The sequence below is a fragment of the Flavobacterium arabinosi genome (assembly GCF_048158725.1).
Classification (GTDB): domain Bacteria; phylum Bacteroidota; class Bacteroidia; order Flavobacteriales; family Flavobacteriaceae; genus Flavobacterium; species Flavobacterium arabinosi.
Genome location: NZ_JBLNKX010000001.1, coordinates 725,172 through 741,462 on the forward strand (window position 1 = coordinate 725,172; position 16,291 = coordinate 741,462).

Annotated in this window: 14 protein-coding genes; 4 read left to right on the plus strand and 10 right to left on the minus strand. The window is 33.6% G+C overall.

Translation table 11 applies throughout. The features are described from left to right. Positions 1-4: 4 nt before the first annotated feature. From ACM55K_RS02955 to ACM55K_RS02970, 4 genes are all read right to left on the minus strand, one after another. Complete coding sequence (locus ACM55K_RS02955; protein ID WP_416848751.1) at positions 5-1,066, minus strand: efflux RND transporter periplasmic adaptor subunit; 1,062 nt, start codon at positions 1,064-1,066, stop codon at positions 5-7. A 4-nt stretch (positions 1,067-1,070) separates the two neighbouring features. Beyond that, positions 1,071-2,414, minus strand: a complete 1,344-nt coding sequence (locus ACM55K_RS02960; RefSeq protein ID WP_416848752.1) for a TolC family protein — start codon at positions 2,412-2,414, stop codon at positions 1,071-1,073. Continuing rightward, positions 2,414-3,010 carry a TetR/AcrR family transcriptional regulator gene (locus ACM55K_RS02965; protein WP_416848753.1) on the minus strand — a complete coding sequence of 199 codons (597 nt, stop codon included), beginning with the start codon at positions 3,008-3,010 and terminating at the stop codon, positions 2,414-2,416. Before ACM55K_RS02965 ends, ACM55K_RS02960 begins: the two co-directional genes overlap by 1 nt. Before the next feature lie 140 nt (positions 3,011-3,150). Then, positions 3,151-3,672 (minus strand): YceI family protein, encoded by a 522-nt coding sequence (locus ACM55K_RS02970; protein WP_416848754.1) that lies wholly within the window; start codon positions 3,670-3,672, stop codon positions 3,151-3,153. A gap of 207 nt (positions 3,673-3,879) precedes the next feature. On the opposite strand from ACM55K_RS02970, the gene ACM55K_RS02975 reads away from it, so the two are divergent. Then, a complete protein-coding gene (locus tag ACM55K_RS02975) occupies positions 3,880-4,854 on the plus strand; it encodes a polyprenyl synthetase family protein (protein ID WP_416848755.1) in 975 nt (324 codons plus the stop codon). A gap of 77 nt (positions 4,855-4,931) precedes the next feature. Next, positions 4,932-5,282 carry a hypothetical protein gene (locus ACM55K_RS02980; RefSeq protein ID WP_416848756.1) on the plus strand — a complete coding sequence of 117 codons (351 nt, stop codon included), beginning with the start codon at positions 4,932-4,934 and terminating at the stop codon, positions 5,280-5,282. Here ACM55K_RS02980 and ACM55K_RS02985 read toward each other — a convergent pair whose 3' ends face one another. Together ACM55K_RS02985 and ACM55K_RS02990 are read right to left on the minus strand one after the other, a co-directional pair. Further along, positions 5,283-6,614 carry an alkaline phosphatase D family protein gene (locus ACM55K_RS02985; RefSeq protein WP_416848757.1) on the minus strand — a complete coding sequence of 444 codons (1,332 nt, stop codon included), beginning with the start codon at positions 6,612-6,614 and terminating at the stop codon, positions 5,283-5,285. Positions 6,615-6,623: 9 nt separating this feature from the next. After that, positions 6,624-7,166 (minus strand): hypothetical protein, encoded by a 543-nt coding sequence (locus tag ACM55K_RS02990; protein ID WP_416848758.1) that lies wholly within the window; start codon positions 7,164-7,166, stop codon positions 6,624-6,626. Positions 7,167-7,283: 117 nt separating this feature from the next. Between ACM55K_RS02990 and ACM55K_RS02995 the strand changes: the two genes are divergently transcribed. Both ACM55K_RS02995 and odhB read left to right on the plus strand, forming a co-directional pair. After that, on the plus strand, positions 7,284-10,067 hold the full coding sequence (locus ACM55K_RS02995) for a 2-oxoglutarate dehydrogenase E1 component (protein ID WP_416848759.1): 2,784 nt from the start codon (positions 7,284-7,286) through the stop codon (positions 10,065-10,067). A 199-nt stretch (positions 10,068-10,266) separates the two neighbouring features. Beyond that, positions 10,267-11,493 (plus strand): 2-oxoglutarate dehydrogenase complex dihydrolipoyllysine-residue succinyltransferase, encoded by a 1,227-nt coding sequence (gene odhB, locus ACM55K_RS03000; protein WP_416848760.1) that lies wholly within the window; start codon positions 10,267-10,269, stop codon positions 11,491-11,493. Between the two features lie 70 nt (positions 11,494-11,563). Here the strand turns inward: odhB and ACM55K_RS03005 are convergent, their stop codons facing one another. From ACM55K_RS03005 to ACM55K_RS03020, 4 genes are all read right to left on the minus strand, one after another. Beyond that, a complete protein-coding gene (locus ACM55K_RS03005) occupies positions 11,564-12,331 on the minus strand; it encodes a hypothetical protein (protein ID WP_416848761.1) in 768 nt (255 codons plus the stop codon). A gap of 27 nt (positions 12,332-12,358) precedes the next feature. Continuing rightward, positions 12,359-12,796, minus strand: coding sequence for a retropepsin-like aspartic protease (locus ACM55K_RS03010; protein ID WP_416848762.1), 438 nt, complete (start codon positions 12,794-12,796; stop codon positions 12,359-12,361). Positions 12,797-12,874: 78 nt separating this feature from the next. Beyond that, positions 12,875-15,526 (minus strand): CHAT domain-containing protein, encoded by a 2,652-nt coding sequence (locus ACM55K_RS03015; RefSeq protein ID WP_416848763.1) that lies wholly within the window; start codon positions 15,524-15,526, stop codon positions 12,875-12,877. Positions 15,527-15,669: 143 nt separating this feature from the next. Further along, positions 15,670-16,086 (minus strand): GxxExxY protein, encoded by a 417-nt coding sequence (locus ACM55K_RS03020; protein ID WP_416848764.1) that lies wholly within the window; start codon positions 16,084-16,086, stop codon positions 15,670-15,672. Positions 16,087-16,291 lie beyond the last annotated feature (205 nt).

Genomic DNA, 16,291 nt, shown 5'->3' on the forward strand with positions numbered 1-16,291 from the left:
CAAATTATTTAATAATATCCACTTTATATCCGTCTTGAAGGTTGATTTGACCTGTAACAATTACAGTTTCACCATCAGAAAGGCCGTTTAAAATTTCTACTTTGTCGCCAAAAATTCTTCCGGCAGTTACCGTTTTTAGTTTAGCAACTCCGTTTTCTGCTACAAATACTTGGTTGCTGCTTACACTTCCTACAAATGCATTTCTAGGAACAATCATCAACGATTGTTTTTGTTGGCTTGAAGCAAATTCAGCAGTTCCATACATCCCTGCTTTCAAATCATTAGAGGAATTATTAGCAATTTCTATTTCTATAGGAAAGTTTAAACGGGAATCTGCTTTTGGGGCGATAAAAGTAATTTTACCTGAAAAAGTAGCATCAGGGTAAACACTTGCTTTGACATTCACATTGTTTCCTAATTTTAAACCGGCTACTTGATTTTCATTAACCGTAACTTTTAATTTTAATCTGGTAACATTTACAATGTCAAACATTTGCGTTGCAGCACCAAGAACGGATCCTGGCTCAATGTATTTTTTATTTACAATACCGTTAATGGTAGATTTGATATTAGTGTCGCCAATATTAACTTTAGCTTGCTGTAATCTTGATTTTGCAGTTACTAACCCTAATTTTGCCTGATCTAACTGTTGTTTTGTAACTCCGCCTGTTTTGAATGCATTTTCAAAGCGATTGTAATCACTTAATGCATTTTGATAAGAAGCCTGAGCTGTTTCTAAGTCCGAAGAAATTTGTTCGCTTCTTACAATTGCCAGGGTTTGACCGATATGTACTGTTGATCCTTCATCTACTAAAACACGTACCACTCTTCCTGGTTTCTCTGCTGAAAAACTCAATTCTTGAAGTGGCTCAAAATTTCCATTGGCCGAAAAATCAAGTGAAACTTCTTCTGTTTTTACCGTTCCAACTTTAACGGAAACACTTGCGTTTTTTTCAGCTACAAGAGCTGTTTTTGCTTCGTTTTCTTTTTTGTTGTTTGTTAAAACTACTGCTATGATTGCTATTGCGCCTAAAATGATTATTCCGGTTATTATATTTTTTTTCATGTTCTTAGTTGTTTAGTAATGTTTTTAATTCTCCTTTTGATTTGATTAATTGAATTTCTGCTAGTTTGTAATCTAATATTGCAGAAGTGTAATTGTTTTGTGCCTCTGTCAATGAATTTTCTGCATCCAATAAATCAGTTAAAGAAGCCAATCCTTGTATGTAATTATTTCTGGTGTTGTTTAGAACGTCTTGTGCTAATTGTGCATTTTCCTTTTGGTTGCTTATAGTAATGATGCTGTTGTTAATTTGAATGTTTGCGTTTTCATACGCTAAATCAAGACTTAATTTGGTGTCTTTTATGTCTTCCTTCAAGGATCTTAAATTAACATCTGCTTGTCTTACTTTTGCTCTAGTTGAAAAGCCTTTAAAAATAGGAACTTTTAAGTTCAAACCAATAGAAGAGTAATCAGACCAGTAAACACCGTCAGCTGGTTTTGCTCCCCAAGGCATTTGTGGACCTTGACCAATATAATTATAGCCTGCCGAAAGGGAAAGTGTAGGGTAGTATGCCGCTTCATCCGCTTTCTTTTGGAACATTAATAATTGTTCTTGTTTCTTCAAAAGCAAATATTCCGTTCTATTTTCTGTATTTGGAACTTCAGATAACGCTTGAGGTGTAACTTGAAATTCAGACTGTGGAATACTGATTTTAGTTTCAATTGGCATCCCAATATAAAACTTCAAAGCGTTTTCCTGCAATTGAACTGCATTTAAAATTTGTTGACGTTGTGTATTGATGTTTGAAATTTTTACCAAAATTCTATCTAAGTCAATTTTTTTGGCCAAACCATTGTCAAATTGTCCCTTAATTATGGTTTTCACTTTATTGGTGTTAACATAATTGCTGTCCAGAACATTTAATCTTTGACGTTGAACGTATACTTGGTAATAATTATTCGCCACTCTCTCAATTACTTGTTCTTCTGTTAATTGATCATTTATCTGATAGAATTCTCTGGTTGATCTTGCGGCTTTCAAACCTGTAAAAACAGATTGGTCAAAAAGAGTTTGTGTCAAAGAAAGACCCGCTGTTGAATTCCATTTTTGTCCAAAATTAAGTTTAACCGTAGATCCTGGTTCACCACCAAAAGATCCTCCGTCAAGGAAAGTAGTTTGCAAAATAGGGTTATAAGTCAATCCTCCGTTTGCAGAAATTTCAGGTAAAGCTCTGGAACGAACTTCTTGAATTTGATATTCGCTATTTTCTACTTTCAGTTTGGCTTTTTTAGCATCTGCTTTATTTTCTAAAGCATAGGTAATCGCATCCTTTAAGGTTAACGATTTGACGTCTTGTGATTTTGCCGATATAGCAAAAATTAAGAATGTTATTAAAATTATTTTCTTCATTATATGGTATAGTTTAGTAAATGTTTTTCAAGTTCAATGATCCCTTTTTGCGTTGCCATCGCTCGGGTATGGTATTCTAAAATTTCAAGTTCTATTTTTTGACCTTCATTTTCGGAGCTTGTGTTTGCTTTTATGTTGAATACTAACAAGTAATAAAATTGGATGTAACTTTCCACATTTATGTTTTCCCGATACAAACCTTGTTGGATTCCTTTTCTAATATTTTGTTCGAAAGCGGCATTACATTCGTTAATTTCTCGTGACATTACCCTATCATAGATCTCTGGGTAGTGCTTTTTTAGTTGGTATATGGGAGAGGTAGCAGATGATTTAAACATTTCCTTGAACATTTTTCGTATCTCGAAATTTTCCTCAATTGCATTGTAATTTTTGCTTATGATGCGGTCAATAATCTGATGTACTTCTTTGTGGATTGTAGCGGTGCTTTCTTCAATAAGTATTTCTTTGTTACAAAAATATTTATAGATTGTCTTTTTAGAAATACACATTTCCCCTGCAATATCATCCATGGTAATGCTTTTAAAACCTAGTTTTAAAAACATGTCGCTTGCTTTTGATATAATTTTCTCTTTCATTTTGTTTATTCTTAGCCTGTTACGGTTTATTTAATTTGTAGAAATATGTTAAATTTCGAATGCAAATGTAATAAGGAAACTTAAAACACCAAAATAGTTTCCAATTATTTTGTAATTATTTTACTTTTACATAAAACGACTTAAACTGTGAATTCTAAATTTGCAATAAGTTTGATGTCTTGCCCAGTTGTTATTCCGCCAGTTTGAGTAAATGCATTTGATGTTAATCCAAAATCTTTACGATTAATAGCTCCCGTTATCTCAAATGCCGCTTTTTGATCGCCATTATAAGCATTGATTCCAATAAATTCTGCGTCTAGCTCAACAACTTTTGTGATATTTTTGATTGTTAAATTTCCTTTCAAAAAATTAATATTCTTGTTCACTTTTTGAAAAGAAGTAGACTTAAAGCTTATAATTGGATACTCATTTATATCAAAAAAATCATTTAATTTTAGGTGAGAATCAATTTGTTCCAGTTTAGTATCAGTGTTGTTTACAACTAAGGAAAATTCAACTGAAGCGTCTTCAATTTCATCATCCTGAATGTCTATATGTCCTTTGAATTTGTTTATGGTTCCGGCTAAATAGGCGATTATGGAATGTCTTATTTTAATTAGAACATCCGATTGAGTTGAATCAATTGTCCAGGTTGTTGTCATAATGGGTTGGGTTTTATTTAGGTTTTATTTTCATTTCATAATGGTTTGAAATGACTTTATTTGAAATGTTAAATTTCGATGCAAATGTAGATAGGAAACTTTGAATACCAAAATAGTTTCCAATGTATTTTCGATTATTTAACATTTCATTAAGAAACGTAGTTTGGAATAAAGTGTGAATACTGTAAATTAGCCAAAAATTAATTTATGCATACCATTTATCAGTATCAGGAGTTTATTTCGGAATATTTGCAGTCGCAATATGAAGCCAAGGAACCCAAAAATTTGTATGAACCCATACATTATATTTTAGATCTTGGAGGAAAAAGAATGCGTCCGGTACTTACACTTATGAGCGCTGAAGTTTTTGATGCAGATTATAAAAAAGCGTTGCCAGCTGCTTTGGCTGTTGAGGTTTTTCATAATTTTTCGTTGGTTCACGATGATATTATGGATGATGCTCCTTTGCGAAGAGGGAAGCAAACGGTACATGAGAAATGGAATATAAATACCGGAATTTTATCTGGTGATGCGATGTTGATCTTGGCGTATCAATATTTTGAGAAATACCCACCTAAAATATTTCGTAAACTGGCTAAATTGTTCAGTAAAACTGCTCTTGAAGTTTGCGAAGGACAACAATGGGATGTAGATTTTGAAGTTAGAGATGATGTCACCATTCCGGAATATCTTAAAATGATTGAATATAAAACAGCCGTTTTAGTTGCTGCAGCAATGAAAATGGGTGCTATTATTGCTAAAGCCTCAAAGGAAAACGCAAATCTAATATATGATTTCGGACTGAATTTAGGGTTGGCTTTTCAATTGCAGGATGACTATCTGGATGCTTTTGGAGATCCGGAAACCTTTGGAAAACAAGTGGGCGGTGATATTATTGAAAATAAAAAAACGTATTTATATCTAAAAGCCGTTGCTTTTTCAGAAAAAGAACAGCAACAACAATTGATGGATTTGTTTTCTGTTCAACCAGAAGATAATTCAGATAAAATTAAAGCAGTAAAAGAAATTTTTAATAGTTCTGGTGCTTCAAAAGCAACGCAAGATGCCATTCAGGATTTTACATTTAAAGCTTTTCAAACATTGGATAAAATGAATATCAGTGCTGATAAAAAAGCAATGCTAAGAACTTTTGGTGAAAATTTAATGGGAAGAGCAGTGTAGTCTTTAGTTGTTGTTACAATTGAATTTGTTCCTTTATAACTGTAATCTAAAATCGTTAATCAATAATCTGAAATCAAATGTTTATAGCTCCAAAAAATACTGATTTACTACTTACCGAAGCGGAAGGAGAAAATTTATATTTGAAATTAATTGAACAGATAAATAAGGATTTCAATCTTGCAAACGAAGGAATTGATTTTCCGTTGAGTATTTCTCCCAATGAATTGAAGATACAATTACATGAAAAAATCTACAGACTAATTCAATATAAATTTGCTGAATATCTTAATCTACTTTATATAATTGATGTTTCTGAAGAGCAAATAAAAAAGCTAGATGGTTCAGATTTAGTAATTCTTGCCGAAGAAGTTGCTTTTCTAATTCTAAAAAGAGAATGGCAAAAAGTATGGTTTAGGAATAAGTATTAGTTACTGTAATTCTTTTTTTAAGATTATTTTATTCCATAACTCATTTCCGTTTGCATCAAATAAAGTAAGTTTCATTTGTCGGTTTTCTTTCGAACCCAAAAAAGAGATTGTCCCAAAATTATTCTGTACAAATGCACTCCCACTAACTTTATATTTATTATTTTCATCTAACACTTTTTTAGAAACAATCCCAGCTGTCAATGGCGAAACGGTCCAGTCATAAATGGGATAAGTATTTTCACGAGGAAGCATTGACATTTCGGCAAAATGCCTGTCGCCAGTTAGAAAGAAGACTCCTTTTATTTTATTGTCTGTAATCTCCTTTAGTAGTTTTTCTTTTTCTTCAGGAAAGCGGCCATAATTCTCTGTGTCAGGAACAGCGTTAATTACCTGTCCGCCAATTACTATTATTTTAAAACTGGCATCTGATGAACTTAAAGCATCAATAAGCCATTCAAATTGTGTAGTTCCTATCATAGTTTTATCGCCAGTAATTCTATTGTCCGGAGATCTGAAAAAGCGGTCGTCAATTAGGAAAAACTGCGCATCACCCCAATTAAAAGTAGAAAAAATACCTTCATTTTGATTTGGACTTATTCCATAGCTTTTATTACCCCAAAAATCTTTAAATGCTTTTTGAGTGATGTGTTTGTTATAAAAACTACGGTCGCTGTCATCCGGACCAAAATCATGATCATCCCAAATTGCAAAATTTTGAGTTTTTGCCAACAAGGGCTGAATCTCCTTGATAGATCTTGAGTGTGTGTTTCTATGGTAAATTCCGGTTTTGCTATCCCAATCTGCTTCTCTTAAATAGGAGTTGTCTCCGCCCCAAATCATAATGTCCGGATTTTTTTTAGCAATACTTTCAAAAATAGAATATCCGCTTCCATACGGTTTTCCGGGTCTGTCAAATTCAGTTTCATTGATATACATACAGCTGCCAAATGCTACTTTGAAATCAGGTGCATCTTCTCGCCATTGCCATAATTTTTTTGACGAAAACGAAGTTTCATATGGCAATTCAATTTTTTTATTGTTTATAAAAATGTTGTACGTGTATTTTTTGTCAGGTTGTAATTGGTCTAAAATAATATGGTAGGTATACCCAGCATCTTTTGAAGAAGTATAATTCTCTGAATACAATATTTTAGACGGATTATCAGTTGAGAAATACGCTACTTTGACCGTAGCGTCTTTATTGGTTTGTAACCAAATAACGGCTTCTTTCATTTCACAATAACCTACCATAGGGCCAGATTGTAAAATATTATTTTGCGCAAAACAAGTACTTATAAATAGAATGCAGAATAATTGTAGTGTCTTTTTCATGATGTTAAATTAAAAATAAACCCTTACAAAAGGCATGAAGGCGTTACCATAAACATTCTTATTGTCATTTAATACATTGTAGCGAGCACCAATAGTTACATTCCCAGTTCTATATCCAGCACCAAGAAACAAACCGGTGTTCCAGTAATCTTGTGAATTGCTATTGGAACCATCTAAATCTACATTGACTCTTAATTGTTCTAATTCTGCCGAAAGTTGAATCTCGTTAATAGGATTAAAGAGTGCTACAATACTCCCGCCATATAAATGGGAGGCGTAATAATTTTTTTGTTTTGCATAAGTATATTGGGCGCCAAGACCCAAAGCTACATATTCATTGAAGTTGTAAATAGCACTAGGAGCCAGTGAAATATTAGTATATTCAGAGCCAAAACCCAATCCGATACCTCCTCCAAATTGAACTTTCTTCCAAAAATCACTTTGCGATTGGGGATCAATCGTTTGTTGTTGTGCTAATAAAAAATGGGAAGAGAATAAGGTTATCGAAATCAAAAAAGTTCTTAAAATGGCTAATTGATGAGTTTTTTTCATGTTTTAAGGGTTTTTTTAACAAATTTTTACGTAAAAGTACGTAAAAAATCGATTTAGATAGAATTGATTATCGTACTTTTGTCAAACTATTTAACAAAAAGTATATTCACTAGCATTATGGATAGGTTTTCATTTTTAAACGCAGCACACACCGAATTTTTCGCACAATTATACGATCAATACTTAGTAAATCCAGATAGCGTAGAGCCAAGCTGGAGAAGTTTTTTTCAAGGTTTCGACTTTGGGATGACTACTTATAATGATGAGAATCCAGAAACTCCAGTAACCTATATAGCAAATGTTGCTGCTGGGAATATTGAGAGTTCAAATGTATCGGAAAAACTTCAAAAAGAATTTAACGTACTAAAATTGATTGACGGATATCGTTCTCGTGGACATTTGTTTACAAAAACAAATCCCGTAAGAGAAAGAAGAGCTACTTTGCCTACACTGGACATCGTAAACTTTTCGCTTTCGGCAGCAGATTTAAATACTGTTTTTGATGCGGCAAAGGTTATCGGTATTCAGCCTTGTACGCTTCAAGAAATTATAATGCACCTTGAGGCAATTTATTGTCAGCACATTGGGGTCGAGTATATGTATATTCGTAAACCAGAAGTGGTGGACTGGATTCAGAATAAACTTGGGATAAATGACAATCAGCCTAATTTTTCTGCTGATGAAAAGAAATCCATTCTTGATAAATTAAATGAAGCAGTTTCTTTTGAGAATTTCTTACATACAAAATATGTTGGTCAAAAACGATTTTCACTTGAAGGAGGGGAATCAGTAATTCCAGCTTTGGATGCTTTGATTGAAAAAGCAGCCGAAAAAGGAGTGGAACAATTTGTAATGGGAATGGCTCATAGAGGTCGTTTGAATGTATTGGCTAATATTTTTGGCAAATCTACCCAAGACATTTTTGGTGAATTTGATGGTAAAGATTACGATCAGGAATATTTTGATGGAGATGTAAAATACCATTTAGGTCTTACAGCTGACAAAGTTACCCGTACAGGAAAAAAGATAAATATTAATTTAGCTCCAAATCCTTCTCACCTTGAAACAGTAGGTGCAGTAATTGAAGGAATTACAAGAGCAAAACAAGATAAATATTTTCCTAATGATTTCTCTAAAGTATTGCCAATCGCCGTTCACGGGGATGCCGCAATTGCTGGTCAGGGAATTCTTTATGAAATAGTGCAAATGGCACAATTAGACGGATATAAAACGGGTGGTACAATTCACATTGTAATCAACAATCAGGTAGGTTTTACAACTAATTATCTGGATGCTCGTTCATCAACCTATTGTACAGATGTTGCCAAAGTAACCCTTTCACCGGTATTACACGTAAATGCAGATGATGCTGAAGCGGTAGTACATGCGATGTCATTTGCTTTGGATTTCAGAATGCAATTTGGTCGTGATGTATTCATCGATTTATTAGGATATAGAAAATACGGACATAATGAAGGTGACGAACCTCGTTTCACTCAGCCAGTTTTGTATAAAATCATTGCAAAACATCAAAATCCTAGAGATATTTATGCTGAAAAGCTATTGTCAGAAGGAATTATTGATGCTACTTATGTGAACGGATTAGAAAAAGAATACAAATCTAATCTTGAAGTAAATCTTGAGGCATCCCGTAAAAAAGATTTGACAATCATTACTCCATTTATGAAAAATGAATGGAAAGGATTTGAACAAGTAACAGATACACAAATGCTCGAAAATGTAGATACTTCTTATTCTAAAGAAGGACTTACACAAGTTGCAAATGCTATTTGTAATTTGCCTTCGGATAAAAAGTTTATCAGCAAAATCCAAAAACTTATTAACGATAGAAAAACAATGTTTTTCGATACCAATAAGTTGGATTGGGCTATGGCCGAACATTTAGCTTATGGAACATTATTACAAGAAGGATACGACGTTCGTATTTCTGGACAGGATGTTGAAAGAGGTACTTTCTCCCATCGTCATGCCGTTGTAAAAGTCGAAGATTCAGAAGAAGAAGTGCTTTTGATAGATAATTTAGAAGGTAAAAAAGGAAAGTTCAATATTTTCAATTCCCTTTTATCTGAATATGGTGTTTTAGGTTTTGATTATGGCTATGCTTTAGCAAACCCAAATACACTTACAATATGGGAAGCACAGTTTGGAGATTTCAGTAATGGAGCCCAAATTATGATTGACCAATACATATCTTGTGGAGAGGATAAATGGAACAATCAGAACGGTATTGTTTTATTATTGCCTCACGGATATGAAGGACAAGGAGCAGAGCATTCATCTGCAAGAATGGAACGTTATTTACAATTGTGTGCCAGACAAAACATGTATGTTGCTGATTGTACAACGCCAGCCAACTTTTTTCACTTGTTGAGAAGACAAATGAAAACGACTTTCCGTAAACCACTTATTGTATTTACTCCAAAAAGTTTATTGCGTGACCCAAGAGTAGTTTCTTCTGTTGAAGAATTTGCAAATGGTAGTTTCCAAGAGACCTTTGATGATGTAACAGTAAATAAAGCGGATGTGAAAACATTAGTTTTCTGTACGGGTAAATTCTATTATGACATTACTGCCGAAAGAGAAAATAACGGTCGTAACGATGTTGCTGTAGTTAGAATCGAACAATTATTCCCATTACCGGTAGAACAATTAAAAGCCATTATCGCTAAATATCCAAACGCTGATGATTATGTTTGGGCACAAGAAGAGCCTAAAAACATGGGAGCTTACAGCTATATGTTGATGAATTTCGATTTAGTAAAATGGAGATTGGCTTCGTTAAAAGCTTATGCAGCACCGGCAGCAGGAAGTTACACAAGAGCAAAACGTCGTCAGGCCGATGCAATACGAATGGTATTCGATAAAAATTTATTTAGATAGTCATTGCGAGGAACGAAGCAATCTCACTAAATAAGTATTTTTAGGAGCCAAGAACCTGCTGTGCGCTATATCTTTTTCTTTTTAAAGAAAAAAGAAAAAGGATGCCGCTTCCATCAGGGCTAAAATGGTACATATAATAAGCATAGGTTGTTTTTAGAACAATTTAAAATTTAAAATTCATAATTTAAAATAATAGAACATGATTTTAGAAATGAAAGTCCCATCACCAGGGGAATCTATAAAAGAAGTTGAAATTGCAACTTGGTTGGTAAAAGACGGAGACTATGTAGAGAAAGACCAAGCAATTGCTGAGGTTGATTCTGATAAAGCAACATTAGAATTGCCTGCAGAAGCAAGCGGAATCATTACATTAAAAGCAGAAGAAGGCGATGCTGTAGCAGTAGGAGCAGTAGTTTGTTTAATTGACACTAGCGCTGCAAAACCAGCAGGTGATGCGCCAGCAGTTGCAGTAGAAGCTCCAAAAGCTGAAGTTAAAGCAGAAGCACCAAAAGCGGCTCCGGTAGCGGCAGCTCCAGCAGCAACTTACGCTTCAGGAACTCCATCTCCAGCAGCAAGAAAAATATTAGACGAAAAAAACATAGCACCAGCTTCAGTAACAGGAACTGGAAAAGCCGGAAGAATCACTAAAGATGATGCAGTAAATGCAGTGCCATCTATGGGAACACCTACAGGTGGATCTCGTGGAACAGAGCGTACTAAATTATCTATGTTACGTAGAAAAGTAGCGGAGAGATTAGTTGCTGCTAAAAACGAAACAGCAATGTTGACTACTTTCAATGAAGTAAACATGACGCCTATCAACTTGATTCGTAATGAATACAAAGATGCCTTCAAAGCAAAACATGGTGGAATTGGTTTAGGATATATGTCTTTCTTTACAAAAGCAGTAACTAGAGCATTAAAATTATTCCCAGATGTAAATTCAATGATGGATGGTGATCATAAGATTGCTTTCGATTTTTGCGACATTTCAATTGCGGTTTCAGGACCAAAAGGATTAATGGTTCCTGTAGTTCGTAATGCTGAAAACTTAACTTTTCGTGGAGTTGAAGCTGATATTAAAAGATTAGCATTAAAAGCGCGTGACGGGCAAATCACAGTTGATGATATGACTGGTGGAACGTTCACGATTACTAACGGTGGTGTTTTTGGAAGTATGTTGAGTACGCCAATTATCAATCCTCCACAATCTGGAATCCTTGGAATGCACAACATTATAGAGCGTCCTATTGCCGTAAACGGAAAAGTGGAAATTCACCCAATGATGTACGTAGCTTTATCTTATGACCACAGAATTATTGATGGACGTGAGTCTGTTGGGTTCTTGGTAGCAGTAAAAGAAGCTTTAGAAAATCCATTAGAATTATTGTTGGATAACAATCCTAAAAAAGCATTAGAATTGTAATACCTATACTTTGTCGTTCTGACGATGAAGAATATCTATCCCGTTTAGTTTTGCTAAACGGGATTTTTTTTTAAATTCCTTTAAATTCCACCGCATCAAAAAGAGCATAGTTTTGGCTCTGTGGAATCTGGTCGCCTATAAATTGTAAGTTCTCGACACTGCAATAGATCTTAAATTTGGTGGTTTTGCCATAACTAAGTTGAACAGTTGCCATAATTGCATCATTGATTTTCCAACTTACAGTATAACGCCCGTTTGAGGTTAGTGTTAATTGTAACGTAAGATTATACCATTGCCCTCTTTTGATCTTCTTTTGAACAGATTGGAATGGATAGCCCTGTGAGGTCATATATACGATAAGATCGTCCGGTTCTGCTGCTAATTGATCTCGGATAGCTTGCTTTCCGTAGCCAATCTCAAAATCAAGTTCGTGTGTGTCGTTATTGTATAAAAAAGCTCCAATGCTTGCCATGTCGCCAACACCCATTTCGGGTACAAAAACAGTCCAACGGTATGTTCCTGCAGCAAAACTTGAAATCGTTTTTACTTTTGATCTTTCCCAAGTATTGGGATTTGCAAAAATGCGCAAATTTCCATTTTCAATCCAGTAATTTGGATTGCCAACTTGGGTAGCATCTTCCCATTCCGTTAAATTATCGAAGTTCCAAATTTTTGAAGTGCCAGTATTTGAAATTTTTGAAGTGCTGGTTTTCAAAATACCGGGATTGTTGGAATCTGAATTGGTTATTGTTTCATTTTCGTTTGTTAAGTTATCGGGAGAACAAGAAAATAAAAGTAGTGCCATAAATATCAATAGTTTTTTGAAAATATTTTTCATGTTTCTTTGAGGTTTAAATGACGGTTATTATTGTAAATATAAGCAATAATTAAAATAGTCCACGATCGCTTTTCCTTTCATTAAAACATCGGCACCTATGATTCCATGTACAGGTTTTGATTTGTGTTGTAGGAGCGCTTCATTCACATGGGATAAATCGAAAATTACGAGATCAAACGCTACATCTTTCCAGTTGCCCAGTTGCAGTTGATTTTTAAAAGCAATTTGCGTGAACATTCCGTTTGCTCCCGCACCAGACGCTTTCGTTTTAGATTTTTTGGCTTCCAATAAAAACAAATCAATACTCTCAAATCCTACACAACTATTTGAAGCGCCGGTGTCAAGAATAAAGTTACCAAGTACGCCGTTAATCTTTGCTTTTATTAATAAATGCTGTGTTTTGGTAATCTTAAATTTTACTTTTTTATAGTTTTCTTTCTTAAGAATATCGTGGAGGTTTTTCATTTATGCTGAATTTATTTCAGTATCTGGTTTTATGTTAGGGCAAAGGGTCTTTACAAAGATACACGAAGGATTCGTTGTTTAAGGAACTTTGCTAATCTTCTTTTTTACTTTGGAAAATAATTTTTTAAACAGGAAAAATAATGCGATACAACCCAAAAACCCCAATAAATAGATTAAGTGACTATTGTTTTTTTGAGTTTCAATTCCGCCGTAATAAACAAAAGCGCTCCAGTAATAAGGTGATTTTTTGGCGTTTGGAATAGTTGCATCATTTAAAAAACTAAGTTTTGCATTGGTGTTAGCCTCAAAATAAGATTCGTGATTTTTTATGTTTTTATAAAAATAATCCATAAAAACGGATGTGGTAAAATCATTTACTTTCCATAACGAGAACAACAAATTTTGTGCTCCGGCAAACTGAAAACCTCTGGCAATACTCATGGCCCCTTCGGATTTGTAGAGTTTTCCAATTCCGGTTTCACAGGCGCTCAGCACGACCAAATCAGGACTAATTTTTAAGTTGTACAATTCCGAATATAAAATTTCCTGATCGTAAAATTTGATGCTGGCCGGCGTTTCAGTATCACCTGCACTTGAATGTGTGGATAAATGTAAAATGGAATAATTAGGGGCATTCGTTTTGAAATTATTGAATGTTGCGGTTGCGTTTTCAAAAAACTGCCCTTCAAAATTCTTTTTTATGGATTGCATTTCATCTTTCGAAAAAGCCAAAGCGTAATCAGTATTTTCAAACACAGGAAAAATTCCCAAAACGTCTTTTTTTTCACCCGAAAGTGGTTTTTCATTCAAATAAAAAACAGCAGAATTGTTATAGGAAATCTTGAAATCATTCAGTAAATAATGCATTTTGGCAAAATTACTCGTCGCAATTTCTTTAGTTATCAAAGCCTCAAACGGAAGAAAATTCAATATACCATCAGGAACAATAATGAGATTTTTGTTGGTTGTGTTTTTGGGTAGTTTCAGCAAATCAAAAACAATTTTACCATGAAGATTGTAGCCTTTTATATCATTTGTAATGGTATTGGCATCAGTAAAATAGTCTAAGAATTGCCATATTTTAACAATGGAATGTGCAGTATTACTAAAAGAGTTTAATTTGATTCGTCGGTTTTCCAAAGTAAAATAATACATCTTTTCAAACCCCGAGAAATAATAAACCATAATGGCTTTGTCTTTTTCCAGCTTCGAAAATAAAGTGGTTAGATTTAAATTTTCAGGAATAAATTCCGGATTTTTGGAACGTATTTTTTTAAGCGAAAGCATTGTTTCATTTTGCTTTTTGATGACTTCGTTTATTTTTGAAATATTGGCTAAAGATCCTTTTTGCTGTTCTTTTATGATTTCAGTATTCCAGTTTTGAAGTTGTTCCAAATGCAGTTTTTCTTCCTTCGTGGCCGTTTTGCTTTGGGCAAGATAACTTTTTAAAACGCCTGATTTTGTTTTTTCGGCTAATTGGAAAGCGCTTTCTATATAGTTGCTTTTTTTCTCCTTTTGATAAAGTAAATCATAAATGGCGATGCATTTTTCGGTACGGTTTCTAACTCGGGTTTGGTTGATAATTTTAGAGTTTTCATAAACTAAAAGTTGGGCAAATAAATCTTCGATATGGAACGAAAGCGCATAGGCTTCCAATGCTTTTTTGGGTTGATTTTGTTTTTGAAAAATAGCGGCTTGTAAATCTAAGGCGTCCAGTAAAACGGTTTCGGAATAAAGGGAGCTTTGGTTGGGCAGAATATTTTTTTTATTGGAATAATTCGGAATTAAATTTTTGAAAACATTCGAAATTAAGACACTTGCGTTGGTGTATTTTTTCTGTTCAAATAGCAGTAAAGCATTTTCGTAATCGAGTTTTGCTATTTTTCTGGGTTCTTTGTTGCTGGTTTCTAAAAAAAGCTTTCTTGCCTTTTCAAAATAGGAATTGGCACGTCCAAAGTCTTGTTGCTGGCTGTAAATCGACGCTAAATTTCGGTAAACATTAGACAGTGTTTCAGATTGATTTTTTTCTTTTTCTAATAATTTTTTAGACATTTCGAATGCGTTTTGAGCTTTTCGATTAACATCTGGATTTATAACAGTCGCGTGATTGCTAATGATATAATTGGCTCCCAAATTATTGAGTAAAATTCCTTTTTGGACGTTTGATAGTTTTTCAGTATTAATGGTTTTTTCTAATAATTCTATGGCCAATAAACTCTTACCGGAACTTTGGTACACGTTCGATAAATTGAGAATTGCGGCTATTTTTTGTCCCGAAGCTTCGGGAGTATTTTTTTCTTTTTCTGCAATGAAATAATACTGTTTGATGGTGTTTTCGGCATTGTCATAATCACCTGAAATCGTGTATAAATTCCCCAATGGTTTCAGACAATATTCGATAATGTCATAATCCTTAAGTTTGTTCTTTTGATAAAGTTGCCATGCTTTTTCGTAGCTTGAAATCGCTTGATTGGTTTTGCCAAATTGGTTCTGATAGAAAGCGATATTGCAATTTAATACAACTAGGGCAAGTAGTTCATTTTTGGATTTTAGTTTTGGATTTTTGTAAAATTCCTTTTCGTTTTTGCTGAGTTTTTGTAAGTTTTCAGCAGATGGATTTGCTACAAAAACATCAATTGTATGGTAAATTTTATCTTCTTGGGTGTGTGCTTTCTGTCCGAATATAGTCAGAGTCGTAAAGATTAAAAAGAAGAAAATAGGTTTTGCCATCAAAAAGGGTTTTAAACACAAAAGTCATAAAAGAAAAGTAAAAGGCGCAAAAGTTTTGTGAGTTACTAAAATGCAAATAAAACTGATACAAGTTTTTGTGTCTTTTGTGTTAAATTTTTTTGCCACAAAAGGGAAAATTTATTTTAATCTTCTAGAGCACTAAAGTATTCATTTACGAATGTCTTTTGTCCTTCGTTGTATAAGTTAATGCAATGAAAATTATAGAGTATTCCTTTTGGTTTTTTTAAGAGTTTCATGTACGTTAATATTTGTGCTTGATGAATTGGGGGGAGATTATCTTGTGCTTTTAATTCTACTACAATACAATCTTCTACTAATAAATCACATCTGTAGTCAGTTTCAAGTTCATTTCCTTTGAAGTTTATTCTCACTTTCAATTCTGATTTGAATGAAATTCCTCTTAATGTTAATTCTGTTTTTATGCATTTATGATAAACACTTTCTAACAATCCAGGGCCTAATTCTTTGTGGACTTCTATTGCAGCTCCATTTATCTGGTATGTCAAATCCTTTAAATACGTTTTCGTTATTTGCATCATTTTTTCTTTTGCGACTTTTGATTTTCTTTTATGACTTTTGTGTTTAAACTAAAATTTAAAATACCATAAAACTGATTGTTTTCGTTATTTGCATCATTTTTTCTTTTGTAACTTTTGCTTTTCTTTTATGGCTTTTGTGTTTAAATTAAAACTTCTAAATCCCATAAAACTGAATGTTTTCGTTATTTACATCATTTTTTCTTTT

Bases quoted from the DNA above. Each gene is read 5' to 3' on its own strand.
- ACM55K_RS02955 (WP_416848751.1), bottom strand. From the start codon at position 1,066: ATGAAAAAAAATATAATAACCGGAATAATCATTTTAGGCGCAATAGCA.
- ACM55K_RS02960 (WP_416848752.1), bottom strand. From the start codon at position 2,414: ATGAAGAAAATAATTTTAATAACATTCTTAATTTTTGCTATATCGGCA.
- ACM55K_RS02965 (WP_416848753.1), bottom strand. From the start codon at position 3,010: ATGAAAGAGAAAATTATATCAAAAGCAAGCGACATGTTTTTAAAACTA.
- ACM55K_RS02970 (WP_416848754.1), bottom strand. From the start codon at position 3,672: ATGACAACAACCTGGACAATTGATTCAACTCAATCGGATGTTCTAATT.
- ACM55K_RS02975 (WP_416848755.1), top strand. From the start codon at position 3,880: ATGCATACCATTTATCAGTATCAGGAGTTTATTTCGGAATATTTGCAG.
- ACM55K_RS02980 (WP_416848756.1), top strand. From the start codon at position 4,932: ATGTTTATAGCTCCAAAAAATACTGATTTACTACTTACCGAAGCGGAA.
- ACM55K_RS02985 (WP_416848757.1), bottom strand. From the start codon at position 6,614: ATGAAAAAGACACTACAATTATTCTGCATTCTATTTATAAGTACTTGT.
- ACM55K_RS02990 (WP_416848758.1), bottom strand. From the start codon at position 7,166: ATGAAAAAAACTCATCAATTAGCCATTTTAAGAACTTTTTTGATTTCG.
- ACM55K_RS02995 (WP_416848759.1), top strand. From the start codon at position 7,284: ATGGATAGGTTTTCATTTTTAAACGCAGCACACACCGAATTTTTCGCA.
- odhB (WP_416848760.1), top strand. From the start codon at position 10,267: ATGATTTTAGAAATGAAAGTCCCATCACCAGGGGAATCTATAAAAGAA.
- ACM55K_RS03005 (WP_416848761.1), bottom strand. From the start codon at position 12,331: ATGAAAAATATTTTCAAAAAACTATTGATATTTATGGCACTACTTTTA.
- ACM55K_RS03010 (WP_416848762.1), bottom strand. From the start codon at position 12,796: ATGAAAAACCTCCACGATATTCTTAAGAAAGAAAACTATAAAAAAGTA.
- ACM55K_RS03015 (WP_416848763.1), bottom strand. From the start codon at position 15,526: ATGGCAAAACCTATTTTCTTCTTTTTAATCTTTACGACTCTGACTATA.
- ACM55K_RS03020 (WP_416848764.1), bottom strand. From the start codon at position 16,086: ATGATGCAAATAACGAAAACGTATTTAAAGGATTTGACATACCAGATA.